General features: G+C 71.4%; 20 protein-coding genes and 1 pseudogene. 10 read left to right on the top strand and 11 right to left on the bottom strand.

Translation table 11 applies throughout. The features are described from left to right. Positions 1 to 69 precede the first annotated feature (69 nt). Complete coding sequence (locus WG209_RS22795) at positions 70 to 2,448, bottom strand: CRISPR-associated endonuclease Cas3'' (RefSeq protein ID WP_337177404.1); 2,379 nt, start codon at positions 2,446 to 2,448, stop codon at positions 70 to 72. A gap of 89 nt (positions 2,449 to 2,537) precedes the next feature. Further along, positions 2,538 to 3,382, bottom strand: a pseudogene (locus WG209_RS22800) (IS5 family transposase). Positions 3,383 to 3,599: 217 nt separating this feature from the next. On the opposite strand from WG209_RS22800, the gene WG209_RS22805 reads away from it, so the two are divergent. The 4 genes from WG209_RS22805 (at position 3,600) to WG209_RS22820 (ending at position 9,355) form a co-directional block, all read left to right on the top strand. Further along, positions 3,600 to 3,962, top strand: coding sequence for a hypothetical protein (locus tag WG209_RS22805; protein WP_337177405.1), 363 nt, complete (start codon positions 3,600 to 3,602; stop codon positions 3,960 to 3,962). Between the two features lie 722 nt (positions 3,963 to 4,684). Continuing rightward, positions 4,685 to 6,190 (top strand): IMP dehydrogenase, encoded by a 1,506-nt coding sequence (gene guaB / locus WG209_RS22810; protein WP_337177406.1) that lies wholly within the window; start codon positions 4,685 to 4,687, stop codon positions 6,188 to 6,190. A gap of 331 nt (positions 6,191 to 6,521) precedes the next feature. Then, on the top strand, positions 6,522 to 8,639 hold the full coding sequence (locus WG209_RS22815; RefSeq protein WP_337177407.1) for a hypothetical protein: 2,118 nt from the start codon (positions 6,522 to 6,524) through the stop codon (positions 8,637 to 8,639). Between the two features lie 218 nt (positions 8,640 to 8,857). Continuing rightward, positions 8,858 to 9,355 (top strand): hypothetical protein, encoded by a 498-nt coding sequence (locus WG209_RS22820; protein WP_337177408.1) that lies wholly within the window; start codon positions 8,858 to 8,860, stop codon positions 9,353 to 9,355. A gap of 22 nt (positions 9,356 to 9,377) precedes the next feature. Here WG209_RS22820 and WG209_RS22825 read toward each other — a convergent pair whose 3' ends face one another. Beyond that, positions 9,378 to 10,334: a GNAT family N-acetyltransferase gene (locus WG209_RS22825; RefSeq protein WP_337177409.1), complete on the bottom strand. Its 957-nt coding sequence runs from the start codon at positions 10,332 to 10,334 to the stop codon at positions 9,378 to 9,380. A gap of 767 nt (positions 10,335 to 11,101) precedes the next feature. Between WG209_RS22825 and WG209_RS22830 the strand changes: the two genes are divergently transcribed. Continuing rightward, positions 11,102 to 11,464 carry a DUF3224 domain-containing protein gene (locus tag WG209_RS22830; RefSeq protein ID WP_337177410.1) on the top strand — a complete coding sequence of 121 codons (363 nt, stop codon included), beginning with the start codon at positions 11,102 to 11,104 and terminating at the stop codon, positions 11,462 to 11,464. Positions 11,465 to 11,518: 54 nt separating this feature from the next. Here WG209_RS22830 and dnaA read toward each other — a convergent pair whose 3' ends face one another. Together dnaA and WG209_RS22840 are read right to left on the bottom strand one after the other, a co-directional pair. Next, complete coding sequence (gene dnaA, locus WG209_RS22835) at positions 11,519 to 13,030, bottom strand: chromosomal replication initiator protein DnaA (RefSeq protein WP_337177411.1); 1,512 nt, start codon at positions 13,028 to 13,030, stop codon at positions 11,519 to 11,521. Between the two features lie 357 nt (positions 13,031 to 13,387). Further along, complete coding sequence (locus WG209_RS22840; protein ID WP_337177412.1) at positions 13,388 to 13,630, bottom strand: zinc ribbon domain-containing protein; 243 nt, start codon at positions 13,628 to 13,630, stop codon at positions 13,388 to 13,390. Positions 13,631 to 13,711: 81 nt separating this feature from the next. Here WG209_RS22840 and WG209_RS22845 point away from each other — a divergent pair, with 81 nt between their 5' ends. After that, positions 13,712 to 14,395: an NAD(P)H-hydrate epimerase gene (locus WG209_RS22845; protein ID WP_337177413.1), complete on the top strand. Its 684-nt coding sequence runs from the start codon at positions 13,712 to 13,714 to the stop codon at positions 14,393 to 14,395. Next, positions 14,392 to 15,489 carry a prolyl oligopeptidase family serine peptidase gene (locus WG209_RS22850; protein ID WP_337177414.1) on the top strand — a complete coding sequence of 366 codons (1,098 nt, stop codon included), beginning with the start codon at positions 14,392 to 14,394 and terminating at the stop codon, positions 15,487 to 15,489. Before WG209_RS22845 ends, WG209_RS22850 begins: the two co-directional genes overlap by 4 nt. Here WG209_RS22850 and WG209_RS22855 read toward each other — a convergent pair. Both WG209_RS22855 and WG209_RS22860 read right to left on the bottom strand, forming a co-directional pair. Continuing rightward, on the bottom strand, positions 15,473 to 15,718 hold the full coding sequence (locus WG209_RS22855; RefSeq protein ID WP_337177415.1) for a hypothetical protein: 246 nt from the start codon (positions 15,716 to 15,718) through the stop codon (positions 15,473 to 15,475). The genes WG209_RS22850 and WG209_RS22855 overlap by 17 nt on opposite strands. 100 nt (positions 15,719 to 15,818) lie before the next feature. Then, the gene (locus WG209_RS22860; RefSeq protein ID WP_337177416.1) at positions 15,819 to 16,901 is read right to left on the bottom strand and encodes a DUF1559 domain-containing protein; all 1,083 of its coding nucleotides are present in this window, start codon (positions 16,899 to 16,901) and stop codon (positions 15,819 to 15,821) included. Positions 16,902 to 17,150: 249 nt separating this feature from the next. Between WG209_RS22860 and WG209_RS22865 the strand changes: the two genes are divergently transcribed. Beyond that, positions 17,151 to 18,359 (top strand): DNA-binding transcriptional regulator, encoded by a 1,209-nt coding sequence (locus WG209_RS22865; RefSeq protein WP_337177417.1) that lies wholly within the window; start codon positions 17,151 to 17,153, stop codon positions 18,357 to 18,359. 10 nt (positions 18,360 to 18,369) lie between these two features. On the opposite strand, the gene WG209_RS22870 is transcribed toward WG209_RS22865, so the two are convergent. From WG209_RS22870 to WG209_RS22880, 3 genes are all read right to left on the bottom strand, one after another. Further along, positions 18,370 to 18,996: a hypothetical protein gene (locus WG209_RS22870; RefSeq protein WP_337177418.1), complete on the bottom strand. Its 627-nt coding sequence runs from the start codon at positions 18,994 to 18,996 to the stop codon at positions 18,370 to 18,372. A 94-nt stretch (positions 18,997 to 19,090) separates the two neighbouring features. Further along, positions 19,091 to 21,187 carry a vWA domain-containing protein gene (locus WG209_RS22875; protein ID WP_337177419.1) on the bottom strand — a complete coding sequence of 699 codons (2,097 nt, stop codon included), beginning with the start codon at positions 21,185 to 21,187 and terminating at the stop codon, positions 19,091 to 19,093. Positions 21,188 to 21,301: 114 nt separating this feature from the next. Next, positions 21,302 to 23,215, bottom strand: coding sequence for a vWA domain-containing protein (locus WG209_RS22880; RefSeq protein WP_337177420.1), 1,914 nt, complete (start codon positions 23,213 to 23,215; stop codon positions 21,302 to 21,304). A 673-nt stretch (positions 23,216 to 23,888) separates the two neighbouring features. Here WG209_RS22880 and pncA point away from each other — a divergent pair. Then, the gene (gene pncA / locus WG209_RS22885; RefSeq protein WP_337177421.1) at positions 23,889 to 24,491 is read left to right on the top strand and encodes a bifunctional nicotinamidase/pyrazinamidase; all 603 of its coding nucleotides are present in this window, start codon (positions 23,889 to 23,891) and stop codon (positions 24,489 to 24,491) included. Between the two features lie 24 nt (positions 24,492 to 24,515). Here the strand turns inward: pncA and WG209_RS22890 are convergent, their stop codons facing one another. After that, a complete protein-coding gene (locus WG209_RS22890) occupies positions 24,516 to 24,968 on the bottom strand; it encodes a hypothetical protein (RefSeq protein WP_337177422.1) in 453 nt (150 codons plus the stop codon). Positions 24,969 to 25,160: 192 nt separating this feature from the next. Here WG209_RS22890 and WG209_RS22895 point away from each other — a divergent pair, with 192 nt between their 5' ends. Continuing rightward, positions 25,161 to 25,568 carry a hypothetical protein gene (locus tag WG209_RS22895; protein ID WP_337177423.1) on the top strand — a complete coding sequence of 136 codons (408 nt, stop codon included), beginning with the start codon at positions 25,161 to 25,163 and terminating at the stop codon, positions 25,566 to 25,568. The last annotated feature ends 389 nt before the right edge of the window (positions 25,569 to 25,957 follow it).

The raw sequence follows: 25,957 nt of genomic DNA on the forward strand, positions 1-25,957 counted from the left end.
CAAGTGTCCTGCGGGAACCCTAGCACCCGAACGGGATGCAGCTTGCCTCCCTAACAGGAAATCCGCAGCCTATGCGATCCAGTCCCCGGGCGACCCGGGCGAGATGCCGCGGACGTCCAGGCCTAAAGTCCGGTGATACTGGTCGGGGCCGACGGGGCGGAGCCGATGGACCTGCTCATGGATCGTCTCGACGACTCCTCCGCGGAGCAGGACCGCGAAGTGCGATTGCGGGACGTCCACGACATAGGGTTGAAGGGCGCGGAGCGTGGAGCGGCCAGGCGCGACGCGGTATGCCTCGATCCGACGGTCGGCTTCGCCGTAAGGGACGACGATCGAGGCCCGAGCCTGGTCTTCAATCATGCGGAATCGCTTCTGGGTCTCGGGGAAGTCGCGATCGCAGCGTGCCCCCATGACGTCGGGCGAGTCGGGGGTGACGTCGTCAAGGTAGCGGGAGAAGTAGACGCGGTAGGTCGCGGGGTCGAAGAGGTCGAGCCAGCCCTGTTGTTCCGCCAAAAGGCTCGCGGTCGTCTCCGCGCCGAGCTTCAGGCCGGGCGGCGGGTCGGATGGGGACCGGAAGACGATCAACCGGCCTGGGATCGGTCGCCCTCGCTCGTCGGCCAGCCTCCCCTCGCGGTTGCACCGGCCGGCCGCCTGGGCCAGGGCGTCGACGCCCCCGAGGTCGCGGTAGACTACCGGGAAGTCCAGGTCGACACCCGCCTCGACGAGCGTCGTACTGACCACCCGGCACGGCCCGCCTTCCTTCAACGCCTCGGCGATCCGCGCCAGCACGTCGCGGCGATGCGCCGCGCACATCAAGGCCGACAGGTGGAACGTGCCGGTCGGCAGGAGCCGGCAGAGGTCGCGCGCGTCGTCGCGACGCTGGACGATCGCCAGGACGCGGGGATGATGGTCTATCAACTCGGCCGCCAACTCTTCCCAGGCCATCGGCGTAAGAGCTCGCGAGAAGTCGACCTCGACCCTACCCGCGACGGCGGCGAAGCCGGCCTGCACGTCGTCGACGACCTCGACCACCCCGGGGAGGTTCGGGAACGGCTGCCGGTTGCTCCTCGCCAGGTCCAGCGCCGGCTGGGTCGCCGTGCAGAAAAGGGACGAGACGCCGTAGTGGTCGACGAGCCGGTTGAGGGAGTCGAAGATCGGCGTCCGAAGATGGTGCGGCAGCGCCTGGACCTCGTCGAAGACGACGACGCTCCGGGCGATGTTGTGCAGCTTGCGCGCTGCGGTCCCTCGCGCCGAGAAGAGGCTCTCGAAGAACTGGACGCTGGTCGTCACGATCACCGGTGCCTCCCAGTTCTCCGACGCCAGGCGATTCTCGTAAGTCTCCCAAGAGGGGTCGAGGTTGCTGTGGTGCTCGACCAGCGCGTCGGCCAGTCCTCCGAAAGCCTCGCGATAGACCTTGGCCGTCTGGTCGATGATGCTCGTAAACGGGATCACGACGATCACCCGCCGCAGCCCGTGGCGGATCGCGTGGTCGAGGCCGAAGGCCAAGGCCGCGAGTGTCTTCCCCCCGCCGGTCGGCACGGTCAGCGAGTGGCGTCCTGGTTCCCGCGCGGCGGCTCGACGGCAGGCCGCGAGTACGCCGGCTCGGAGGCCGAGCACCGCCTCGGCACGCGAACGGGCCTCGACCGACAGTCCGCCCGAATTCGCCCTCGACGCCGATGCGACCGTTTCGAGGTGCCGATCGACCCGCTCGCGGAGGTTTTCCAGGATATCAACCCCGGGCCGGGCCGCCTCGCGGACCGCCCATTTCTCGCGATCCATGAACCGCTCGGTGTCGAGCCGATCGGCGTCGATCAGGGCGGAGAAGAGCATGCGGGTCCAGAATTCGTGGCGCAGGGCTGACTCGCGTTTCAGCTCATCACGATCGGTCCGTCCCCCCGACTCTCCCGGCCGCAGCATCGCGGGGGGGGCTGGCAAGCCGAGGTCGAGCAGCGCGTCGATTTCGGGGCCGCCGTCGCGACGGGCCGCATCCAGGCGGGCTCGCCTCTCGGGCTTATTCAGCCGATCAGCTTCGAAGGTCAGCCTTCCCGGCAGCCCCCCGTGGTGGCCGGCGATCACCATCGCCAGGGCCGCTTCGGCTGCGGGCATCTTGCCCTCCCGCGTGAGGCGGCCGCCGCAGAGATCAAGGACGCGGACCGCCCCGGCCGTCGAGTGGTCGACGCGCCCCCGCGCGCCGTCGACGACCGACGCGTCGACGACGCCCGGATCGGGGGCCGAGCACATGAGATAGGCCTGGAAGTCGTCGGCGTACTTCCCCAGGTCGTGCCAGAGCCCCGCCAGCCTCCCCCACTCCCGTGAGTCGAAGGCGGCCGCATGCCCCGCCGCCAGCTTCGCCACGCCTTCGAGGTGGCGGATCAGGGGCTGCCAATGCTCCACGTCGAAGCCCGCCAGAGTGTGGGCGAATCGACGACGATCCGATGGGTCTCCCATTCACTTCCCCTCTTTCAGCAATTGGAGAGCGACATCGCTGGCCTGCGAGCCCACACTGAGAGCGACTAGGCTCTGTCTGATGGACGGGCTCATGCCGTCAACAGTCGCAAGTATCGCTGCACCATGGCCCATTGCACCGTGGCCAGGTAGTTGACCGCCAGCTTGTCGAAGCGCGTGGCGACCGCCCGACACTCCTTCAACCAGCCGACGCATTGCTCCACGACCGACCGACGGCGATATATCTGGTCGTCGAACCGCACCCGCCCGTCGTCCGGCCCCTGGTCCTTGCGGCGGGGTATGACCGCCTTGACGCCGTGGCGCGCCAGCCACCGCCGGATGCGGGGGTAGCTGTATCCCTTGTCGCCGGCCAACCGGACCGGGCGGCTGCGGGGCCGTCCTCAGCGTCCCCGCAGCCGGACCCGCCCCAGCACGGCCTCGAACTGCGTCGACTCGTGCCGCTGCCCGGGCGTGACGACCGCCGCCAGCGGGACGCCCCGGCCGTCGCTGACCAGGTGGATCTTGGTGCCGAAGCCGCCCCGTGAGCGGCCCAAGGCGTGGTCGGCCGGCTCGTCCGCTACTTTTTTTCCGGGGCGGCCACGGCCCCTGCGGCGGCCCGGGCCGCCCGGATGACGGTGCCGTCGATGCACCATAGCTCCGGGTCGATCAGGCCCCCGGAGTTGAGCCGGGCCTGGAGGCGTTCGAGCATCCGGCCCAGGAGGCCGTCACGCCGCATGGCGTTGAAGCGATGGTAGACGGTCCGCCACGGGCCGTACCTCTCGGGCAGGTCCCGCCACGGCGCCCCCGTGCGGAGCCGCCACGGGACGCCGTTGACGACGGTACGGTGATCGGACCACCGCCCGCCACGGCCATGGCTGGGGAAGAGGTCGGCTATGAGATCCCACTGAGGATCGGTCAGCTCGTGTCGTTTCGCCATGCGACTCCTCGCAAGTTGTTGCGAGGGCATAGCATAGCGGGCGGCCTTCCCATCAGACATAGCCTAGTACGCCAGCCTCGCGAACCTCAAGCGGATTCGCGGCCTGGGCTGGACCTTCCTCTCCCAGCCGAAGTCCAATCGCCGCGTCGGCCTCGACCGCGCCGGCTGCCGGCCGGTCTCGGGGCTGGCGATCGGCGACGGAGGGGCCGTCGTCCATGTGGAGGGGTTCGGCCCGCTCCGCGTGTTCAAGGCGGTCTCCCGAGGCGGGGACGTTGAATACTGGGCGACCAACGACCTCGCGATGGACGATCTGGGCCGCCAGGCGCTGGGCGAGCGGTGCTGGGCCGTGGAGGAGTACCATCGGGCGTTGAAGCAGTGCTGCAACGTCGAGCGATGCCAGGCGAGAGCCGCCCGCGCGCGGCGGAACCATATCGGGATGGCGATCCGGGCGTTCGCCCGGCTGTCGTGGAGCTTCCACGCCACCGGGGCCGGCTGGTACGAAACCAAGGCCGCCGTCGTCCACCACGCCGTGCGCGCCTACCGGAACCGGCCGCTCCACCGGATACCGACTATCGCGTAACTCCTATGATGATGAACTTCAATTCGGGCCGAGGGGGGCCGGTCGTTCAACCTTCCGCCCGGGCGCGGAGTCGGCGGTGGCGTGGAACTCGTGGAATTCCACGCCACCCCTCGACGAGGGCCTGATTTACAAGCGCGGAATGTTCCAGGTTGCTTGCCCTTGCACATCTCGCCGCCAGGCGGTAAGTCTAGGTTTCGAAGAGCTTTCGGGACGGGATCAAGCGTCGGGGAGGGTAGCTTCCCAAGCTGGACGTCAGGGGTTCGAATCCCCTCGCCCGCTCTTTTCCAACCCTCCGGCGAGCCGGGGAGGGATGGTTATCTTCAGGCCCCGGGACCCGAGTCGAGGTTCCGGGGCCTTTTTCGTGTTTGTGGGCGTCGGTCGCCCCCCGCTCGCTGGGCGGGGGGAGGTTGGCGTGGATCGGAGTCGCCTGGCTCTTCCGGACCAGGGGGCGTCGCTTCGCGGGGATATCGGCGGCGCTCGCGTGAAGGGCGGCGGCCGGCCCGCCGGTACTGGCGGCGGAACCGGCGCGGTTGACCTTGCCGATCCATCCTGGCTCGGGTTTAATGTCGAAGGAAAGGCACCAGAACCCCCCGACCTCGATCGACGCCCCGGGCCCGACCTCACCACGTCCCGTCCATTCGGTCACCGTCGATCGTTCGAGATCGCGTCACGTCGTGTGATGTGTTCGGCCTGGCGGTCGGGCTGCCCCGGAGCTTTTCCCGATGCACGACCGCATCGCCTACCAAGGCATCACCTTCGACGACGTCCTGCTCGAACCGGGATACTCCGACCTCCTCCCCCGCGAGGCCGACGTCCGCACGAACCTCACCTCGAGGATCGCGCTGAACATCCCGATCATGTCGTCCCCCATGGACACGGTGACGGAGGCCGAGCTGGCCATCGCGCTGGCCCAGGAGGGGGGCCTCGGGGTCATCCACAAGAACCTGTCGATCGAGCAGCAGACGCGCGAGGTCGACAAGGTGAAGCGGTCCGAGAACGGCATCATCGTCGACCCGATCACGCTCCCGCCCGACGCCACCGTCGGCGAGGCGCGACACATCATGTCCGGGCACAACATCTCCGGCGTGCCGATCACCGCGGGGGGGAAGCTGCGGGGGATCCTCACGCGCCGCGACCTGCGGTTCCTGGAGTCGAACGACCTCCGGATCGAGGAGGTGATGACGAAGGAGAACCTCGTCACGGCGCCGGCCGACACCTCGCTGGAGGAGGCCGACCGCATCTTGATGAAGAATAAGGTCGAGAAACTCCTGCTGGTGGACGATGAGTATCGACTGAAGGGCCTCATCACCATCAAGGACATCGACAAGCTGCACCGCTACCCCAACGCCTGCAAGGACGCCCGGGGCCGGCTGCGGGTCGGCGCGGCGGTCGGCGTGCACGATTACGAGCGGATCGCGTCGCTCCTGGACGCGGACGTGGACCTGCTGGTGGTGGACTCGGCGCACGGGCACAGCCGGAACGTCGTGGAGACGGTGCGGAAGATCAAGCAGGAGTTCGAGATCGCGGTGGTGGCGGGGAACGTGGCGACCGCCGAGGGGGCCAAGGCCCTGGCCGACGCCGGGGCCGACGCGGTGAAGGTGGGGATCGGGCCGGGCTCGATCTGCACGACGCGCGTGGTCTCGGGCGTGGGGGTGCCGCAGGTGACGGCCATCGCCTCGGCGGCCAAGGCCGTGGGGGCGTCGACGCCGATCATCGCCGACGGCGGCATCCGCTACTCCGGCGACATCACCAAGGCGATCGCCGCGGGGGCGCACTGCGTCATGATCGGCGGCCTGTTCGCCGGCCTGGCCGAGAGCCCCGGCGACATGATCCTCTACCGCGGCCGGAGCTTCAAGGCGTACCGCGGCATGGGCTCGCTCGGCGCCATGGCCCACGGCTCCCACGAGCGCTACCGCCAGGAGGCCGCGAGGCCGGCCGAGGGCAAGGCCGCCGCGCCCCAGAAGCTCGTCCCCGAGGGGGTGGAGGGCCGCGTGCCCTACAAGGGCCCGCTGTCCGACTTCGTCTTCCAGCTGGTGGGGGGCCTGCGGGCCGGGATGGGATACTGCGGGACCAGGACCATCGAGGACCTCAGGACCAAGAGCCGGTTCATCCAGGTGACCTCGGCGTCGATCCTCGAGGGCCACCCGCACGACATCGCCATCACGCAGGAGGCCCCCAATTACAGCAGCTACAGCGGCGAGTCCGAAGGCGGCCGGTCCTCGGGCTGAGGCCGTCCCGCGGGGGCTCGCCGGGGCGTCGGGAAGACGCCCCATCACGTCGTCCATTTGAAGTCTCGCGGGTCCCATCCGACCCCGACCCCGACCCGACCTGATCCGATCTCGTCCCTTCTCGAAATCACGGGCGTCGCGCGGCGGGGATCGACCCGCGCCGCGACGCCTCCCCCCGCGAAGGATTCGCGGGGGACGCCGCATCGACGGGTTCCGACCCGACCCGGGCCGATCCGAAGGCGAGGAGCCGTCGGCCGGGGTCCGTTGACGAGCCGACGCGGGGGCCCTTCGCCCCGGCGTTGCGCGTTCCAGGAAAGCAAGGAGGCGTGGCTTGCGTCGCACTACCTCGGCATTGACCACGACGATCCTCGGGGCCGTCCTCGCGGCCCCGACGGTCTCGGCCCAGCAGTCGCCGCCGGCTCGGGACGTGTCCACGTCCGCCGAGTCCGACGCCGGCTTCGGCATGGCCGCCGCGCGGGGCGCCCGGCACCTCCTGCGCAACGGCCTGGACTACATCGATTACCAGGAGTTCGAGCGGGCGCTTCGGTATCTCCGCGAGGCGGAGCGGCGCCAGGCCGAGCTGAACGAGCCCGAGCGGACCAAGCTCAAGCAGGCCATCGACCGCGCCCAGCGCGGCACCCGCGAGTCGATCGGCTCGGAGAGGCCCTACGCGGTGAGCCAGCGGACGCTCCGCTCCGGCGGCTTCGCGCCGGCCGAGGCCGATCCGGCCGTCGCGTCGAAGTCGAGGAAGGCCCGCCCCGCCGTCGCCACCGAGGGGGAAGACACCCCCGAGCCGATCCGCCTCGCCGGCGCCGAGGCCCCCGCGCCACCGGAGGGCCGGTCCCCCTCGCGGATCGCCTCGGCCCCGTCCTCGCTCCCCGAGATCCCGGAGGCCCCCGCCTTCGACCTCGACCCCGACCTCGCGGGAGACGCCCCGGCGCGGGAGCCGGCCCCGACGCTGGCCCCGGCGCCGGAAGCCATCGACGAGGCCCCGACCGCGCCTCCGGTCGTCCCGATCGGGGCGGCCGAGCCCGTCGAGGCCGGCCTCCCGCCGTTCCCGGCCGTCGACCTCCCCCCGTCGCTCCCCAGCCTGGAGCCCACGCCGGCCGCCGACCCGGCCGTCGCGCTGTCCAGGAACGCCCCCGTCGGCGCCCCGGAGCCGGATCCCTCGGCCCCGGCGCCGGCCCCGATCCAACTCGAACTCCCCGACGAGATCGCTAGCGAGCCCGTCGCGGCGAAGGCCCCGACTCCCCCCGCGCCCCGCGAGGCTCCCCCGGCCGAGGAGGCCGACGAGCCCGAGGCCCCGACGCTCCCCGACGCCGCGACCCTCGCGCCGGCCGACGAGCCCGAGCCCATGGCGCTCGACGACGCGGACCTGGACGACCCGGCCCTCGACCTGCCGGCGCTCCCCGCCGAGCTGACCGAGGCCCCCGCGGAAGTCGACTCGGACCTGCCCGGCCTGCCGCCGGAAGTCACGACCCTGCCCGAGCTGCCGGCGGAAATCCCCGCCGAGTCGGCCCCGGCCGCGGCCCTCGCGCCCCGGCCCGAGGTCCAGCCCCTGCCCGTCCCGGCGCCGGCGCCGGCCCCCGAGCCGGTCGACGACGAGGAACCCGCCTCCGATCGGGAGCCGGTCGAAATCGGCGCCGATCTCGACGACTTCGAGGAGCCCGCCCCGGCGGCCGGCGAGCCCATGCCCGCACCGGCCGCCGTCGAGGCACCCGCCCCGGCCCCGGCCCCGGCCCGGCTCCCCAACCTGGCGCCCACCCCGGGGAGGACCGCCGGGTCCGGCTTCATCCCCAGCCGGGCCGCGCCGACGTCGACCCTCTCCCCCGACCTTGAGCGACGGGTCGAGGAGATGGCCGCCGCCCAGGAACAGGCCACCCGCGACCGGGTCGCCGGCGAGACGCCCCCGGCGCTGCCCGAGGAGGGCATGGGCGGCGTCGACTCGCTCGACGACTCGATCTCCGACACCCGGATGCAGACCCAGATCGACATCAGCCGCGCTCCCAGCCCGGCCGAGGCCCGCCCCATCAGCGCCGTGCCCGTCCCCGAGGACTGGGTCCCGCTGGGCGCCCGGGAATGGAGCCCCCAGCGCAAGTACTGGGCCGCCGCCGCCACCTGCCACCTGCCGCTCTACTTCCAGGACCCCATGCTGGAGCGCTACGGCCACAGCGTCGAGAACTACATGGGCCCCGGCGGCAGGTTCTTTACCTATCCGGTCGACAAGCCCTCGCAGAGCACCCAGCGAAACCAGATCCTCCAGCCGGCCGCCTCGGTGGGCCAGTTCGCCTTCCAGCTCCTGACGCTCCCCTACGCCCTGGTCGTCGATCCCCCCTGGGAGTCGCAGTACGACCTCGGCTACTGGCGGCCGGGCGACCGCATCCCGACCGACCTGTACTACCTGCCGACGCACGGCACCGGCCCGCCGCTCAAGGGCTCCAAGTATTGAGCCGAGCCGCGGAACGAGCCTAGCAGCAACGCGACCCCCGGGCGTCCCGGGCCGATCATGGCCCCGGACGCCCGGCGTCGTTTCCGAGGACGGTGGCACGCCGCCTGCCGGCCAGGACACGTCGGCTCGGCGATTCGCACGGGCCCCGCGCCGACGGGTCGGCCCGCCGGGCTCGACGTCGGGGCGCGGAACGGCGGTGTCCATGACGGGGCAGCGCGATGGACGCGACGATCACGAACCTCCTGAGCGAGGTCGCGCGGGTGCTCGACGAGCCCGGCCCGGCGACCCCCGAGCGGCAGGCGGAGACGCAACGGCTCCTCGAACGGCTCTGCGGCGTGTACCTGGAGAGCGATGCCGACGGCAGGGCCGCCATAAGGGCCGCCATCGCCGCCCGGCAGGACGGCAACTTCTGGGCGATGCACGAGCTCGTCTCTCGACTGACCCGGGAAATCACGGGCCCGGACGCCGTGCCGACGCTGCGACTGGCGCTCGCCGCGGTGTCCATCGAGAACTGCGGCCTGGATTACCGCGAAACCGGCCAGATGGTGATCAATCTGTACGAACAGGCGGCCGGGGCGGGCATCGACGCGCAGCCGCTGTTCGAGGCCGTGGCCGCCATCTCGACCGACTCTCCGACCGCCGGCGGCTGCGATTCCGTGGCCCAGATCCTCCGCGTGTCGGGGCCGCGGGACAAGGTCGCGGGACGGGAGGAGTAGCGGCCGGGGTTGTCGCTCCAATTCACGACGCGCTCTCGCCACCCCGCCGCGACAGGACCGCCAGGTGGACGGCTCGGCGGTCGATGGGGACGAACCCGGTGGCGCGGTAGAGCTTGGCCGCCGGGGTGTTGCGCGCGTCGACGGCCAGCTCGACGGCCGCGGCCTCGGGGCGGGCCAGCTCCAGCGCGTGGGCGACGGCCTGCACGCCGAGCCCTCGGCCGCGCGCGGCGGGGGTCAGGCCGAGATAGATCACCTCCCAGGCGTCGCGGCCCGGCGTCGCGGCCATGAGGAGCACGGCCGCGGCGTCGGGCTCGCCCGGCACCGTCCCCACCCGCCACAGCCCCGGCCGATGCCCCGGCGCGCCTTGGTGCCCCTCCAGCACGTCGTCGAGCGACCGCGCCCCCTCGATCTCGGGCATGTCCAGGCTGCCGGCGTAGGTGGCCTTCAACACGTCGCGCAGCGCCCGATCGCCCGCCTCGTCCACGCCCCGCCAGTCGAACCGGACGGTCGCCGGCCGCGACGGGGGCGGGGCGGCCGTCGGCCGGCGCAGATAGATCAGGTCGGTGACGTGGGGCATCCCGCCGCGTGCCAGGTCCGCCGCGCCCCGGGGGTCGGCCGCCGCGTGGAGGACCGCCTGCGCGATCGCCACGCCCCCCTCGCGCAGGCCCTCCAGCGTCCCGCGCACCAGCGTCGCGGCCACCTCGGCGCGGTCCCAGATCGCGGTCGTCCGCGGGGGCCAAAGGGCCGTGGCCCGGCCCGCCAGCGCCTGGGTGAGGATCGCCCCGACGAGCTTGCCGCCCGCCCCTCGACGCGCGACCCAGAGCCCCGAGAGGTCGACCCGCCCGGCCCGATGGTCCGCGAACGCCTCCTTCGCCAGCGCCTCGCGCATCCGACGTCCCAGGTCGCGATACACGATCTCCATCGCCGGCGCGCGGTCTTGCTCCGGACAACGTTCGATCTGGAGGTCACTCGAAGCCATCGACGCCTCCACGCTCGTCGTCCCGCCCCATGAGGACGCCACCATTGTATCCGCCCCGTCGCCGCCGGACCGAGGAGGCCACGCCAGGGGTCGGCGAAAATCTTCCAGGATTCATGAAATCGCCCGACCTTGCCCCGTGATCATGCGGGCGTGTTGATCGTCCCATCGCTCCTTGACAATTCGGAAGCGGAGACGAGGCGAGCCGTCGCGACGCCAGGAGCCTCGACCCAGGGCAAAGGGCGCGGGCCGCGCGGGAGCCCAGGCCCACGGACAATCTCGCGACATTCTCCCCGCCAGGGGGCAAGGTCAGTATGAATGACGATCTTCCCCCCTGGAGGGGGAAGACAGACCGCGAAGCGGTCAGATGAGGGGGAGCTTGCCCGCGAGGCTTCGGGATTCGGGACCTTGGGGCAAGGCCGATGGCCGGGGAAGGGCCCTTCGAACCCCAGTAGCTGTCGTGCTCATCCCCCCTCATCCGGCCCTTCGGGCCACCTTCCCCCTCCAGGGGGGAAGGCCGTGATGATGTCTCTTGAAGGCCGCGATCGTCGGAGGAAACGCAATCGTTCTTGACGAACGAAGCCAACCGGATTTCGGCCTAAGCTATGACCACTACAACGATAACATCGAAGTTCGGCGAGCGGCGAGATGACGAACGAAGCCAACTCCGCCCAGGCCGATCGCGTCGCCCGGATGCTTCCCATTGCCACGCGCCTCTCGCCGGGACATGGTCTCCCGGAATTGCCACGGGACCAGGGAGGAGCCCAGCCATGCCGACGCGGATCCGAGGCGAATTCGAGGTGACGTTGACGACCCATGAGCCGGGCGAGGCGGCGAGGGAGGCGGGGCTCCCAGCGGCGGTCGATCGAGAAGCGCAATCGCGGCGGGTCGGCCGGGGGGAGATGCTGATGGAGCGGGTGACGGGGACGCTCGCGGGGCGCTCCGGGAGCTTCGCCATCCAGCATCAAGGGGTCATGGACCGAGGGGCTCCCAGCCTCTCGATCACCGTCGTCCCCGATTCCGGCGCCGGCGAACTGGCCGGGATCACCGGCCGCATGGGGATCACGATCGAGGAGGGCCGGCACTTCCATGACTTCGAGTACGACATCCCCGATGCCTCCCAGGAGGATTGAGCCCCGTGGTTAGGAGGATGGCGGGGCAGGGGGCGCGAGGGGGGCGGCCCCCCTTCACGCGGCGCCGAGGTTCGATTCAAGGTCGGCGAGGATGTCGATGACATTGTCGAATCCGGGCAGGAGCGGGTCGCGAGCGTCGTTCTTGAGCCAGCCGACGACCTTCTTCTCGGCCGACATGACGGTGGAGTGGTTCCGCCCGCCGAAGTAACGGCCGATCTCGCTGTAGCTGGCGCCGGCGTGCTTCCGGGCCAGGTACATCGCCAGCATCCGGGGGTAGGCCAGCGTCCGGACGCGGCTGTCGGACTTGAGCCCGTCGGCGTCGAGCTGGAAGAACTGGCAGACCGCCTTCTCGACGTCGCGGAGCGCCACCGACTGCACCGTGCAGCGGATCGTCTCGCGGAGCGCCGTCTTCGCCACCGCCATCCCGACCGGCCGCCCCATCAGCGAGGCGTGGGCCAGCACGCTCTGGAGCGCCCCTTCCAGCTCGCGGACGCTCGACTTGACGTTCTGGGCGATGAAGTCGACCACCGGCTCCGGCACGTCGACGCCCCGCAGCTTCCCCTTGGACCGGACGATGGCCTTGCGGGTCTCCACGTCGGGGGACTCCAGCTTGACCACCATGCCGCCGAGGAACCGCGTCGCCAGCTCGTCGGTCAGCTTGGCGATCTTCCGCGGGTGCTGGTCGGACGCCAGGATGATCGCCGCCCCGCGCTCGGCGAGGGCGTTGAACGTGTGGAGGAACTCCTCCTGCGTCGCCCGCTTCGAGGCCAGGAAGTGGACGTCGTCCACGACGATCGCCCCGACGTTGCGGTGCCTGCCCCGGAAGCCGGAGAGCGAGGAGGTCCGCATCGCCTCCAGGAACCCGTTCGTGAACGACTCGGCCGTGACGTGCATGACGTTCAGGCCCGGGTGGGCCTGCCGCAGCCCCAGCGCGATCCCTTCGAGCATGTGGGTCTTGCCCAGCCCGACCCCGCCGTGGATGAACAGCGGGTTGAACGACCGGCCCCCCGAGCGGACCATCTCGCGGGCCGCGGCGTAGCCGAGCTGCGACCCCGGCCCGACCACGAAGTCGTCCAGCTTCCGCAGGACGCGGGCGGAGCCGGGCGCCCCCGGCGCGGGCGTCGGCCGGGGCTGGTCCATCGTCGGGCGGCTGGCCGGCGCGGCCTTGTCGCCGGCGGCGCGGGGCCGACGACCGTCGGCGTCCGGGCCCTCGGCCGGGGCGTCGGCCTCGGGGAGCGGATGGGCGTCGTCCTGGACCTGGTAGGAGACCGGCAGCGCCCGGCCGATCACCTCGGCGACGGCCTCGGCCACGTTGGCGGCGAAGCCGGTCTTGATCCGGTCGCGGAAGAAGGCGTTCGGGGCGACCACCTCGACCGCCGCGCCGTCGCCGACGACCCCCAGCCGCACCCCCTCGCCGAACCAAAGGCCGAAGCGATTCTCGCCGATCCGCTCGGCCACGGCATCCCGCAGGGCGCCTTCCATCGCGAAGGCGTCCGCCGTCCGATCCGCCCGGGGCGCCGCCGCCTGCCGCTCGATTCCCTTCGACTTCCCGGTCGCCCCCGCCATGATCGCGCCCCCCGCCTTCGACGTCCCTATCGCCGCCGGGACTTCCACGAAGCCCGACGCCCTTCGCTCTCCGTCAATGGCTTCCCAGGCTTCGCCGGCCCCGCAGGCGGGACAGGTTTCCTCGTCAGCCAGGAAGATATGCGCCCTGCGCGGGAGCCTGTCAAAGACGGAGAGAGGGTGGATCGGCGAAAGGCGCGGCAATGCGCCAGGTGCGCCGGATGCGCCGGGCGAAGGCGGGCCGGTTGCGGTAAGTCGAAGGGCGCGCCGACGTTAAGGCGGGGGGGGGCTTGACGTCGGCGACGGTCGCGCCTGGCGCGGTGGGTAAATCGGAGGCGATTCGGCTCAAGCCCGGCGGGGTCAGTTCATGGCGCAGCCGCCGGGGCCGCAGCCGGGCCTGGCGCAACCGCCGCCCATCGACAGGCCGGGGGCCGAGACGGGCGCGTAGCCGAGCGTGCCGGACGGGGGCGCGGCGGGGACGCTGAACTGCTTGGCGACCTCGACGCCGTCGCACTTCGGGCAGCGGACGACGTCCGACCCGTTGCGGACCAGGGCTTCGAAGGGGTGGTCGCAGGGCTCGCAGCGGTACTCATAGAGGGGCATGGCGTGAACTCCTCGGTTTCGCATCGGGGATGATTCATGTAGTTTCGAAGAGCCCGCGAGTCCTGTCAACGGAGGTCGCCCGTGCCCGCCGTCCCCGAATGCCGCCCGCTGTCGCGCGAGGAGGTCCGGAGCCTGGACGTCCTGGCCGCCGACGAGTACGGCCTGCCGACCCTCGTCCTCATGGAGAACGCCGGCCGGGCCGCCGCCGATCGGCTGGTCGAGCTGGCCGGCGTGCCTCCCCCCCGGGTGTTGATCCTCTGCGGCCCGGGGAACAACGGCGGCGACGGCGGCGTCGTCGCCCGCCACCTGGAAGCCCGCGGCTGGGACGTGTCGGTCGTCTGGCTCGCCGACCCCGCGAAGCTCCGCGGCGACGCCCGAGCCCAGTGGGAGATCCTGGAACGCTCCGGGATCCCCCAGGAGGCCGTCGCCGACGCGACGGGCCTCGACGCCCGGATCGCCGCGGCCGGCTGGGTCGTCGACGGCCTGCTAGGCACCGGGCTGACCCGGCCGGTGGAGGGGCCGATCCGCGACGCGATCGAGGCGGTGAACCGCTCGGGCCGGCCGGTCCTGGCGCTCGACCTCCCCTCGGGCCTGGACGCCGACTCGGGCCGGCCGCTGGCCGCGGCCGTCCGCGCGAGGGCCACCGTCACCTTCGCCGCCCGCAAGCTCGGCTTCGACGCCCCCGGCGCGTCGGATTACACCGGCGACGTGACCGTCGCGGAGATCGGCCTGCCGGGGGCCCTGATCCGGAGGTTCGCCCGATGAGCCCGACCCGCCTCGTCCTCCCGCTGCTCCTCGCGACGGCCTCGCTCCGGGCCGAGGAACCGCCGCCCGCCTCGATCGCCGACGCCTTCCAGCCCCCCGCGCGGCTGGCCGAGGATCTGGGGACGTATCGCTCCCCGCTGATGTTCGCCGACGGACGCGTCGCCAGGACGCCCGCCGAATGGGCCGAGCGCCGGCGCGAGATCCTGCAAGACTGGCGAGGCCGCGTCGGCGAGCGGCCGTTGATCGAGCGGCCCCGGTTCGAGACGCTGGGCGAGGAACGCGTCGGGACCTACGCCAGGCGCGAGGTCCGGGTCGAGGTCGCGGCCGACCGGACGACGCCGGGCTATCTGCTGATCCCCGACGGACCCGGCCCGCACCCGGCGATGCTGGTCGTCTTCTACGAGCCCGAGACGGCCGTCGGCCTGGGGACGAAGCCGCGCCGGGACTTCGCCCGCCGCCTCGCCGAGCGCGGGATCGCCGCCCTGTCCATCGGCTTCGACCCGCGCCCGCTGGAGCCGTCGGCCTGGGATCCGCCGATGCAGCCGCTGGCGTACCTGGCGCACGTCGCGTCCAACGCCCTGACGGCCATGCGGGCGCTTCCCGAGATCGACCCGGAGCGGATCGGCGTGATGGGACACTCCTACGGCGGCAAGTGGGCGATGTTCGCCGCCTGCCTGGACGACCGCTTCGCCTGCGGCGTCTGGTCCGACCCGGGGATCGTCTTCGACGATGCCCGGCCGAACGTCAACTACTGGGAGCCCTGGTACCTGGGCTGGGAGCCCGGCCGCAAACGAGAGCGGGGGCTGATCACCCCCGAGAACCCCCGGACCGGCGCTTACGCCAGGATGGTCGCCGACGGCCGCGACCTGCACGAGCTTCTCGCGCTGATGCCCCCCCGGCCGTTCCTGGTCAGCGGCGGCGCCGAGGATCCCCCGGAGCGCTGGCGGCCCCTGAATCACGTCCGCGCCGTCGCCGACCTCCTGGACGCGCCGCCCGGCGTCGCCATGACCAACCGCCCGGCCCACGAGCCGAGCGACGAGTCCAACGCCCGGATCGACGCGTTCCTGGAGTACGTGCTCAGGCCGGGGTCGTAGGCCCGCCGGGGACCGAGGTCTCGGCGGGGTGGAGGCTCAACGGGACGCCGGACCTGGGGCGTCCTTTCTTCTGTTTGGGAGGCGGCTTCATCTCGCCGGGCGGCGGCGGGGCGACGTAGGGGGTGCTGTCGGGCGAATCGCGCAACTCATCGCCACAGCCCGCCAGGCCAAGCGCGAGGACCGAAGTCACCGCCAGGGCCGCCGTCCACTTCGCGGAAATCAAACTCATCTGGCACCATCTCCTCCGCCGTCGCCGGCGGCGCTCGGCTTTTGCCGCGCGGGCCGGCCCATCGGCCGCCGGCCCGCGCGGATCCCCGTGGGCGGATCGATCAATAGGCGTCGGAACTGATCACCTCGCCGCCGTTCCGCGTGCCCAGCGCCCACCATGTCGCGACGGCGATGGAGTCCTTGACGAACCTGACCGAACCGTCGGTGAAGCCGACGTTGACGCCGCCGGAGTGGTTGCTCGTCGCCGTCACGATGCCGTTGATCCCGCCGTTGTCGCCGTCGTTATGGCCTTGCGAGTCGATGCACGACAGGCCGTTCGGCGTATTGAAGTGCATGTAGGCGTTGTTGCCGACGTTCCAGGGATATCCGAAGGTCCAGTAGGCCCCGCTCGACACCGAGTTGAACGAGTTCGTCGTCGACGGGGCCGACTTGCAGGCGTTCAGGAACGTCAGGGCCTCGTTGGTCGCGATGTTGGGCGGCAGGTTGTACCCCGCGGTGGCGATTTTGTAATACCCCCGATTGCCGTTCCTGCCCCCCGGATTGACGACGGGGTTGCCGGCCAGCCCGAGCAGTTTTTCGCTGAAGAGCGCCGTGTTCGAGGTCCCGTCGGACACGGCCTGCAGGCCGAAATAGGCCTTGTTCTGAGGCGGCCATCCCCACGACATGGGGAAGTTCGTCTCGTTGGGGACGATGGTCCCGGTCCAGGCATCGATCACGCCGGGGCCGCCCCAGTTGCCGTGATAGCTGAGCGGAGCCCAGGGGTGGGCCGGCCTCTGGGCCTGGCTCTCCGAGGGGCACAGGAGGCTGGCCACCGCGGTGTAGCCGACGGTGTAATTCGCCTCCTGGTCGGACTGGATGTTGAAGTTGAACGCGTTGGAGAGCGTCTGCTGCTCCAGGTGGGAGGCGATGGCGATGGGCCACCCGGCGCACCAGCCCCAGCCGGGGCCGGTCGCGTTCGTCAGGTAGGCGGGGCCGAGGAAGGTGACCATGGCCGGCAGCGCGTTCGTCGACGAATGGTAGTTCTGGACCGCCAGGCCCAACTGCTTGAGGTTGTTGACACACTGGCTGCGTCGCGCGGCCTCGCGGGCCGCCTGCACGGCGGGCAGCAGCAGGGCGATCAGGACGGCGATGATCGCGATGACGACGAGCAGCTCGATCAGCGTGAATCCTTGCCTTCGCTTCATGTGCTTGTCTCTCCCAAGAAGGTCGCCGCCGCCTTTGGAGAGGTAGTCGTGGCGGCGGGCGCCCCTTGCATGGGTATCATAGGACATCTTATAACTGGCGAACCATGTGATTATTGAGCGAAAACCTAAGGATTTCGGTCGCGATCGCTCCTCGACCGGCGAGGGTCGGGGAGCCGCGATCGTTCCCGCGATTGGGAAAGAGGGAGGCGTGCCATGGCTGTCCCCACGCCTCGGGGAGATGGGCCTCGCGTGGCCGTCCTCGTCGAGACATCGATGGCCTACGGGCGCGAGATGGTCCACGGGATCGCCGAGTACCTCCGCGAGACCACGCCCTGGTCGATCTATTTCGAGCATCGGTCGCTGCAGGATCCCGCCCCCCCCTGGCTGGGCGAATGGCGGGGCGACGGGATCATCGCGCGGCTGTCGCCGCAGCTCGCGAGGGTCCTCGTCGGCTCCGGGATCCCCACGGTGAACGTCGACGACCAGGGACTGGGCCCCGACGTGCCGAACGTCCAGAGCGATCATGGGGCCATCGCCGCGATGGCGTTCGAGCACCTGCTAGGCCAGGGGCTGACGCGGTTCGCCTACGTCGGCCACGCGAACTTCGGCTGGTCGGCTCGCCGGCGCGAGGCGTTCGTCGAGGCCGCCCGCGCGGCGGGCCGGCGGTGCTACGAATACGCCCCCGCCATCCCCGCGACATGGGGCCACCAGCAGGCCTCCTGGGAGTCGGAGACCGAGAGCCTCGCCCGGTGGCTGAAGGCGAGAGCCTTCCCCCTGGGCGTCATGGCGTGCAACGACTTCGTGGGCGTCCAGGTCCTGGACGCCTGCCGCCGGGCCGGACTCCTCGTGCCCGACGACGTGGCGGTCGTGGGGGTCGACAACGACACGCTCGCCTGCGAGCTGGCCCGCCCGTCGCTCTCCAGCGTGATCCCCGATTGTCGGCGGATCGGCTACGAGGCGGCGCGCCTCCTGGACTCCCTCATGGACCGGAAGCGTCCGGCGTGTCGACGGCTGGAGATCTCGCCGCTGGAGGTCGCCGTCCGCCGCTCGAGCGACGTCACGATGGAGGCCGGCGATCCGGTGGTGGCCAGGGCCCTCCGGTTCATCCGCGAGAATATCCATTACAACCTCGGCGTCGATGACGTGGCCGCCCACGTCGGCGCGTCTCGCAGCGTCCTCCAGCGGCGGTTCCGCGCGACCCTGGATCGGACCGTCCACGGCTCCATCGCCGACGCGCGGCTGAAGCTCGCCAAGCGGCTGCTGGTCGAGACCGACCTCGGGCTGGCGGACGTCGCCGCGCGCTCGGGCTTCTCGCACGCCGAATACCTGAGCGCCGCGTTCCGGCAGGCCACCGGGTCCCCGCCAGGGGCGTTCCGACGCCTGCATCGGGAGCATCGGGCGGCGACCTCCCCGCCCGGCGTCTCGTCCGACGCCCTCCCATCCCCCGACTCCCCCTGACCGCCGTCCCTCACCGCGCCCGCTGGGACTCGACGAATCGCTCCAGCGCCGCCGTCTGGGCGGCCGAGGGCCTGGCTCTCGGCCGGGCGGCGCGGACGGCGGCGAGGACGGCGCGAGCGTCGGAGGCGACGCCCCGCCGGACGAGGCTCGCGGCGGCGACCGTCGCGGTCCGGCCGTGGCCCTGGGCGCGGTGGATGAGGACGCATCGGCCCTCGGCTCGCCATCGGGCGACCCGTTCGACCGCCTCGTCAAGTTGCCGGCGGGTCGGCGGGGCACCGTCGAGCATCGCGACGCGGGCCGTCTCCAATCCCCCATCCGCGGCGAGGCCGGGGAATTCCCAGCAGAGGCACAGCACGGCGTCGATCCCCTCGCGACGCGGCGCGGCCCGCTCCCGCTCGAACGGCAGCCGGCCCAGGACGATCCCATCCGCCGGGACGTCCCGCGCCGGTTCGCGTCCCAGCAGCCCGGCGAGGAAGATCATCGCCCTCCCGAGGATTCGATAGGGGAGGAGCAGCCCCCGCGCGAGGGGCCGACGCGACATGGAGCCGACGTCGACGCCGGCCGCTTGCAGGCCGTAAGCCATGGCGAGCACCGCGAAGGAGAGGCCGACGCAGGCTTCAACGACCCCCGCCGACACCCGGCCTCACGTCCCCGAAGCGAGGTCGCGGAGCCCCGTCGCCAGCAGCGCGACGGCAAGCCCCGCGAGCACGGCGGAACGCGGGCCCGTCATGTCAGTACTTCGGCACGAACTGGCCGCGCTCGTTGTACTTGGGGCTGTGCTCCCACTGGTTGAGGACGACGCTGAAGCCGCGGGCGAGGGTCGACTTGGCGAGGTCGGCCCAGGGGGTGTCGGGGTATTCGGCGACGACGTCGTTGAGCAGGCGTCGCGCCTCGGCGTACTTCGCCGAGGTCTCGGACTCGGCGGCCAGCGGCTTGTCGGAGTGGTCGACGACGAAGGCGATCGAGAGGTCGGCCGTCGGCCGCTTGGTGGGCGTCTGGGGCTTCTTCGCCAGCGACTCCATCAGGGCGCGATACTCGAACGACTTGATCTGGAAGGCGACCGTCTGCGCGAGCATCAGGTCATAGTGGGCCCGCCAGCGCCGCTCGGGCTCGCGGTCGCGATGCGTCCTCAGCGACTCCAGCCGCTTCTGGATCGCCACCAGCGTGGTCAGGCGAGCGGAGGCGATCGGGATCTGCTCCAGGGCCGCGTCGCGGAGGGCCTGGGGCTCGATGGGGAACTCGCGGCGGTAGGCGACCCCCTTGGTCTCCGTCACCAGGGCGTGCAGGGTTCGGCGGAGGTCGGACTCGGCCCGGCGCTGGGCGTAGGCGGCGCGCGAGATGTACTCGGGCATGTACTCCTTCAGCGCCTCGATGCTGTACGCCTTCTCGCGCTGGCTGATCCGCATGAACTCCTCGGAGGGGAGGAGGAAGTAGATGCCGCCGGACTCCTTCGCCAGCCGCGCCAGCTCCCACGGGCCGAAGCCGGAGGGCTGCTCGTCCCAGCGGCCGTAGAGGCCGTCCCACTGGAAGCACTCGACGTCCGCGGTCTCGGGGCCGCGGCGGATGACCGGGTGGTAGACGTCCTTGGTCACCGGGTCGACGTAGCGGTGGTGGGCGAACGGGTAGCCGAAGATCGCCTGCCGGCCGATGACGTAGAGGGCGGTCTTCGTCCTCTTCAGCATCTCCAGCGCCCCCTCGACCTCCTCGCCGTCGTCGCCGGACTCGTCGGTGACCAGCACCAGGAGGAGCCGGCGGTCCTTGCCCGCGAGCCCGGAATAGGCGGCGACGGTCTCGCGGATGGCCGTCATGGTCCCCTCCTCGCCGGAGGCGTCCACCTTCAGCTTCGTGATGGCCCGGCGGATCTCCTCCACGTCGGCGGTGGGCCGCTCCAGCACCACGTCGAGGCCCTTGCCGAAGCCGACGATCGCGTGGTTCAGCGCCGCGGCGGCCTTCTTCTCCTGGTCGACGTACCGCGACAGCTCGGAGGAGACGCGGTCGAACTTGTCGACGATGGCGCGCTGGTCGTCCCTCATGCTGGCCGACTGGTCGAACAGCCAGACGACCGTGACCTTGTGGTCCTCCAGGTGGCGGAGGATCTCGCGGGTGAGCTGGTTCAGCGCGTCGCCGATCTCCGAGACGCCGAACGTGGGATCCCCCCCGAGCGAGCCGTCGATCGAGAGGTCGGTCGACAACGCGGCGGGGACGCCGGCGAAGTTGGAGACGCCGCGGCCCTGGATTTCCCCGCCGGCCAGGAAACGCCCCTCGGCCCCGCCACGGGCGGCGGCCCGGACGTTGGGCGTGGCCGAGGGCGCCGCGCCGGCGGTCATGACCACGCCGCCGATGTCGGGCCGCTCGTCGGCGTCCAGGGGCGTCGGATCCGGCGGGGCCATGGCGAACGCCTGCTCCAGCCGCTCCGCCCGCGCGTCCAGCGGGTCGTCCATGATCGGCGTCTCCTCGATGGCTCGCTCGGAGCCCCCCAGGGCCGAGTCGAAGTCGATCGGGAGCGCCTCGGGCGTCGTGGTGGTGATCGAGGCCGCCAGCGCCGAGAAGATCGCCAGGTGCACCAGCAGCGAGACGCTCCACGCCGACAGGACGTGCTCCAGCCGGACCCTCCGGCGGCGCCTCGGCTGGAGCTTCTGGATCCGGGGCCCGGCCGGAGGAGGCGGGGGGGGAGGGGAGGGGGCGGGGGGGGCGAACGCGACGGGATCGAGGGCGGCGCCGGGCGCCTCCACCACCAGCGTCCGCTGGACGTCGGGGGACGCGAGGTCGCCGTGCCCGTCGAGCGGGAGGGCGTCGTCCGTCGAGGGCGCGGAGAAGCGACTTTCCATGATGAGCGAGCCCTCCCCTAGCCTGGCGCGTCCGGCCGACGATCGCGTCGCCGCGAGTCATGACGTGTCTAGTATCGCCCGTCCCGGCCCCGGGAGGAACCTCCCGCGCGCGGATCAGAGCTTCGGCGGCTCTGGGGGCCTGGCTTCCTCGGCCTTCCTCGTCTTACGACGGGGGTTGTCGGGGGAGTCCTCGGCCGGCCTCGGCGGCGGGACGTAGGCCTCGACCCACTTGAAGCCCAGGGGGTTCTGCAGCTCGCGCCCGGCCAGCAGGGCCCAGGGGGTCGCGGGGTGCTCGTCCACCACCTTCTTGAGGAGCGCCTCGGCCTCCTTGGCGGCGGCGGCGGCCTTCTCGCTGTAGCGGATCTCGCCGTCGGGGACCAGCCGCCAGGCGTTCGATTTCGGATCCTTGAACCTCGGCGGATCCTTCACGAGCCGGGCGCAGGCGAAGTTGTACTCGTAGCAGCGGACCTTCATGGCAAGCAGCCGGCCGCGGATCAGGTCGTAGTGGGCCTGCCATCGCCGCGAGGTCTCGCGGTCTCGCAGCCTGGCGACGGCCGAGATCGGCTCCAGCGCCTCGTCCACGGTGTACGCCGTCCGCTCGGCGATCACCTGGTTGTCCTGGAGCACGTCCTTGAAGTTCGGCGCGTCCAGCGACGGGAACTGCAGCGTCGGCATCCCCGGCAGGTTCTGCTGCGTGATGAGCGCGGCGTTGACCACCGCCTGGCGCAGCGGGTCGCGCCGGATGCCCGCCTCGTACTCCCGGAACGGGCCCCAGTCGGGCCGGTATTCCTTCATCCGAGAGGCGTCGAACCCCATCTTGGCCTCGTCGAACCGGGCGACGAAGTAGATCCCGCCGGTGGCGCCGGCCAGCCGACTCAGCGCGTAGGGGCCGAATCCCGACTCGACCTCCTCGTACTGGGGGCCGCCGTACCAGAACGGCAGCCGGATCTGCTCGATCATGGCGCTCTCGGGCCCGGCGTCCACCCGGATGCCGCGGTGGAGGTACTTGGTGACGGGGTCGTAGTAGTCCATCCGACGCTCGGGCTTGCCGAAGAGGGATTGCGAGCCCAGGACGTAGACCGGGACCTCGCGTTTGCGCGCCAGGGCGATCGTCGGCTCCAGCCGCTCCTGGTCGCTGCCGACCTCGTCGGTGACGACGATCACCATCAGGTTGTACGCGTCCCCGTCGTCGTTCTTAAATCCGCCGAGCCTGGAGACGATCTCGGCCACCGCCCCGAACGTGTTCTCGTCGCCGGTCGGGTCGGGCGGGACGGCGACGACGGCCTCGCGGATGGCGGCGAGGTCGTCGGTCGGCCTGGGGGTCATCGCCCGGACGCCCCGCCCGTAGCCGACGACCGAGGTCAGCAGCCCGCCGTCGGACGCCAGCCGGTCGCGGTCGAGCTGGCCGATGTGCGCGTAGACGGACTCGATGTGCTCGGCCAGCCGCTTGCGCTCCGCGGCCAGGCTGAGCGAGGCGTCGAACGCCCAGGCCACGAGGGTCCGGCCCCGCTCCAGGCGGCGGACGATCTCCACGGCCACCCGGTCGACGGCCCCCTCAACCCCCTCGACGTGTTCGGCCCCGTCCCCCTGGATGGAGAAGGTCTCGCCCAGGGTCGTCGCCGTGGGGGCGACCACGTCGACCACCCGCTGCACGTCGCGACGGCCGAAGTCGGCCGCGGCGAACGAGTCGTCCCTCGCGGCGACCGCGGCCGAGGCCGCGCCGGGGGTGTTGGCCGTCGCCAGCAGCGGCGCGAACGACCCGGACGCCTCCATCACCGGCTCGTCGTCGCCCTGGTCGAGATCCTGGAACGTCGAGTCGCTCGAGAGCGGCTCCAGCGCGCGGGGCTCGGCGGCCTCGACGACCTCCGACGAGAACTCCGTCGGCGTCTCCTCGACGACCTGGACTCCCGCGAAGGCCAGGCCGACCAGCAACAGCGCGTGGATCGACAGGCTGATCAGCCCGGCCGTCAGCGACGCCGCCGGCGAGCCGGCCCTCACCTCCACGATGTTCTGGAGCTTGTCGAGCATGCCCGCGTCCCCCGCCCGCCTCGGCCGCGCCGACCGTGATCGCCCCGGCCTCGATCCGGCGGGTCGATCCCGGCGCATGGGCCCGCCATATTAGCATTCGGCCGCGGGAGGCATCCGTGACGCGGATTTCGCGGGACGCTCCCGCCCGTCACGCCGTCAATGAATCATAGGACGCCGCGCGACGCCGAAGCAATCGGCGGCCGGGGGACGGCGAGCCCCCGAGGTCCCTTTCGACCATGGGCACCGGCGGCGCTTGGCTTCGTTCGCGCGCCGGGGGGTGGCGTTGTTTTTGTGTAACTTGATTTGCCTGAGTGGTTTGTGTGTTTCGGGGGTTGGCTTCGTTCGTCGCGTTCGAAGTGCTTTTTCGGCCCTCCGCGGCGATCTTCCCCGCCGTCCCACGCCGCCTGACGGGCCCCCGACCTCGCCCGCGCGGACCTTCCGCCATGTCGCGCGGCATCCCCGTCGCGGGTTGAACCGATTCCGGCATGCCAAGGAGCGCGACCATCGACCACTCAAAGGCTCCGCGGCGGGGGGCGGCGGATTTCAGGTTTCTCACGAATTTCCTCGCGACCCCTCCCGCCGAGCCGCCCCGGGGGCCGTTGCCGCGACTCGACGCCCGGGGGTAGATTACCGGCATGCCTCTCCCCAAACGTCCCTCCACCCGAGGCCGACGATGACCGACGACCGCGCCCTGCTGGTGATCGACGTCCAGAACGACTTCTGCCCGGGCGGGGCGCTGGCGGTCCCCGGCGGCGACGAGGTCCCCCGGATCATCAACGAGATCTCCCGGGACTTCGCCCATGTCGTGCTGACGCAGGACTGGCACCCGAGGGGCCACCTCTCGTTCGCCTCGTCGCACCCGGACGAGGAGCCCTTCGGGACGATCGTGCTCCCCTACGGCCCGCAGATCCTCTGGCCCGACCACTGCGTCCAGGGCGAGCCGGGCGCGGAGTTCCACCCCGAGCTGGACGCGCGACGCGCGGGGCTGATCGTCCGCAAGGGGCACCATCGCGAGGTCGACTCGTACTCCGCCTTCTTCGAGAACGACCGCTCCACCCCTACGGGCCTCGCCGGCTACCTCCGCGAACGCGGGATCAACCGGCTGTTCCTCGCCGGCCTCGCCACGGACTTCTGTGTCGCCTACTCCGCCCTCGACGCCCGCCGCCTGGGTTTCGATGTCGCCGTCATCGAGCACGCCTGCCGCGCCATCGACCTCGACGGCTCCCTTGCCGTCGCCTGGAAGCAGATGGAAGCGGCGGGGGTGACGCGAGCCTGAGATCGGTCGCGCGCGAGTGGCGATTCAATCTCTGGCTTCGCCATCGTCGGGGCGGCTGACCGCGATGAAAGACACTCCCGCCAGCGTCGCGAAGGCCAGGGCGTTCAAGAAGGCGAAGGCGTGGAGTCGGTATTCGCCCTCGACCCGCGCGGCGACCGAGGCCCGGTCGAGTTCCGGTCTCCAGCCCGCGTCCTTGAAGTCGAGGGGCATCGGTGCCCGCGACTCCGCGATCGCCGTCAGCCGGCCCGACGCCCAGGCGGGGGGCTCCGCACCCGTCGCCCATGTCGCGGCCGTGAACGCGAGCATGGCCGCGATGAGCCGCCGATCCTTCAGGTAGAGCCGCGAGGCGGCCGCGATCACCCCGACGAGGACCGCCCGATCGCCCACGTCGTGCCGGGAGGAATCCGCCAGGACCAGGGTCGCCGCCGCGATCAGGGCCGCCGGGGCGACGTACGCCAGCAATCTCCGCGCGGTCATAAGCCACCTCCTCCCGGGCGCGTCGCGGGGGGCCCGTTCGACCTTGCCCCAACGGGGCGGGGCATGTATAGTACGTGGTGGAGAGCGTGGGGACTCTCCGAAGCCCTCGGCCAATTTCCCCGACGTGCGGATCGTCCCATCGAGGCCATGATGCGCGGGATTTCACGAATCCTACCGGTGAGGTTCATGGCGATGGCGGGCCTCGTGGCCGTCGTCGTCGCGGCCGATCCGCGCATCAGCCACATGGCGCTCTGCTTGACCGACTGTCCGCCGGCCGTGGCGACCGCGCCGTCGGTCGGCGAGCCCGCCGGGAAATGTTGTTCGACGGCCCCCACGTCCCGTCCCCAGCCGCCGGTCGACGACCATGACGACTGCGGCTGCGATTGCTGCCACATCGTGGCGGGCTATCGCACCGAGCGGGACGCGCGTTCGACGTTCGTCTCGCCGGCCCCCCTGAAGATCGACTTCCCCGCGGCGGTCGCGACGTTCTTCACCTTCTGGATCGTCCCCCCGCCGTCGGTCGCCGTGTCCACGCCCGTGGTCGTCGCGGCCGGGGCCGGCTCCCTCCCTTGCTTGCTCTGCAATCACCTGCGGACGTGAGCCCTTCGGGGGACTCGCGGCGTATCTCCACGCCGTCGCCTCCTCCTCTTCGCCCATGACCGTTGCGCATCGGGCGCCGTCGCCCGGCCTCCACGCGCCCATTCGCGCGGCGGAGAGACCCCGGCGACCCGTGACCGACCGACGACCCGCGGCATGCCGCCGCGCGTCGCGAGCCTGCCCGACCTCCGCGCGTCCCACGGTCCTGGATGCGAAGCGTCCGCCCATAATCCGACCCGGACGCGGCCCGGGGCCTTGCGCCCCTCGAACGCGCCGGGCTGATCGTAGGCGATTCCGACATCGACGAGATCGTCTCGTCCGCTTACTCTCGGCCCAGCCCGTGGTCCGTCCGAAGCCATTCTTCCACCCATCAACGTCCGTTACTGTTTTTC

The organism is Paludisphaera sp., assembly GCF_037189885.1.
Classification (GTDB): Bacteria; Planctomycetota; Planctomycetia; order Isosphaerales; family Isosphaeraceae; genus Paludisphaera.

What these genes read in the sequence shown, in the direction of transcription:
- WG209_RS22795 (WP_337177404.1), bottom strand. Translation starts at nt 2,448, where the DNA reads ATGGGAGACCCATCGGATCGTCGTCGATTCGCCCACACTCTGGCGGGC.
- guaB (WP_337177406.1), top strand. Translation starts at nt 4,685, where the DNA reads ATGCACGACCGCATCGCCTACCAAGGCATCACCTTCGACGACGTCCTG.
- WG209_RS22820 (WP_337177408.1), top strand. Translation starts at nt 8,858, where the DNA reads ATGGACGCGACGATCACGAACCTCCTGAGCGAGGTCGCGCGGGTGCTC.
- WG209_RS22825 (WP_337177409.1), bottom strand. Translation starts at nt 10,334, where the DNA reads ATGGCTTCGAGTGACCTCCAGATCGAACGTTGTCCGGAGCAAGACCGC.
- WG209_RS22830 (WP_337177410.1), top strand. Translation starts at nt 11,102, where the DNA reads ATGCCGACGCGGATCCGAGGCGAATTCGAGGTGACGTTGACGACCCAT.
- dnaA (WP_337177411.1), bottom strand. Translation starts at nt 13,030, where the DNA reads ATGGCGGGGGCGACCGGGAAGTCGAAGGGAATCGAGCGGCAGGCGGCG.
- WG209_RS22840 (WP_337177412.1), bottom strand. Translation starts at nt 13,630, where the DNA reads ATGCCCCTCTATGAGTACCGCTGCGAGCCCTGCGACCACCCCTTCGAA.
- WG209_RS22850 (WP_337177414.1), top strand. Translation starts at nt 14,392, where the DNA reads ATGAGCCCGACCCGCCTCGTCCTCCCGCTGCTCCTCGCGACGGCCTCG.
- WG209_RS22855 (WP_337177415.1), bottom strand. Translation starts at nt 15,718, where the DNA reads ATGAGTTTGATTTCCGCGAAGTGGACGGCGGCCCTGGCGGTGACTTCG.
- WG209_RS22860 (WP_337177416.1), bottom strand. Translation starts at nt 16,901, where the DNA reads ATGAAGCGAAGGCAAGGATTCACGCTGATCGAGCTGCTCGTCGTCATC.
- WG209_RS22875 (WP_337177419.1), bottom strand. Translation starts at nt 21,187, where the DNA reads ATGGAAAGTCGCTTCTCCGCGCCCTCGACGGACGACGCCCTCCCGCTC.
- WG209_RS22880 (WP_337177420.1), bottom strand. Translation starts at nt 23,215, where the DNA reads ATGCTCGACAAGCTCCAGAACATCGTGGAGGTGAGGGCCGGCTCGCCG.
- pncA (WP_337177421.1), top strand. Translation starts at nt 23,889, where the DNA reads ATGACCGACGACCGCGCCCTGCTGGTGATCGACGTCCAGAACGACTTC.
- WG209_RS22890 (WP_337177422.1), bottom strand. Translation starts at nt 24,968, where the DNA reads ATGACCGCGCGGAGATTGCTGGCGTACGTCGCCCCGGCGGCCCTGATC.
- WG209_RS22895 (WP_337177423.1), top strand. Translation starts at nt 25,161, where the DNA reads ATGGCGGGCCTCGTGGCCGTCGTCGTCGCGGCCGATCCGCGCATCAGC.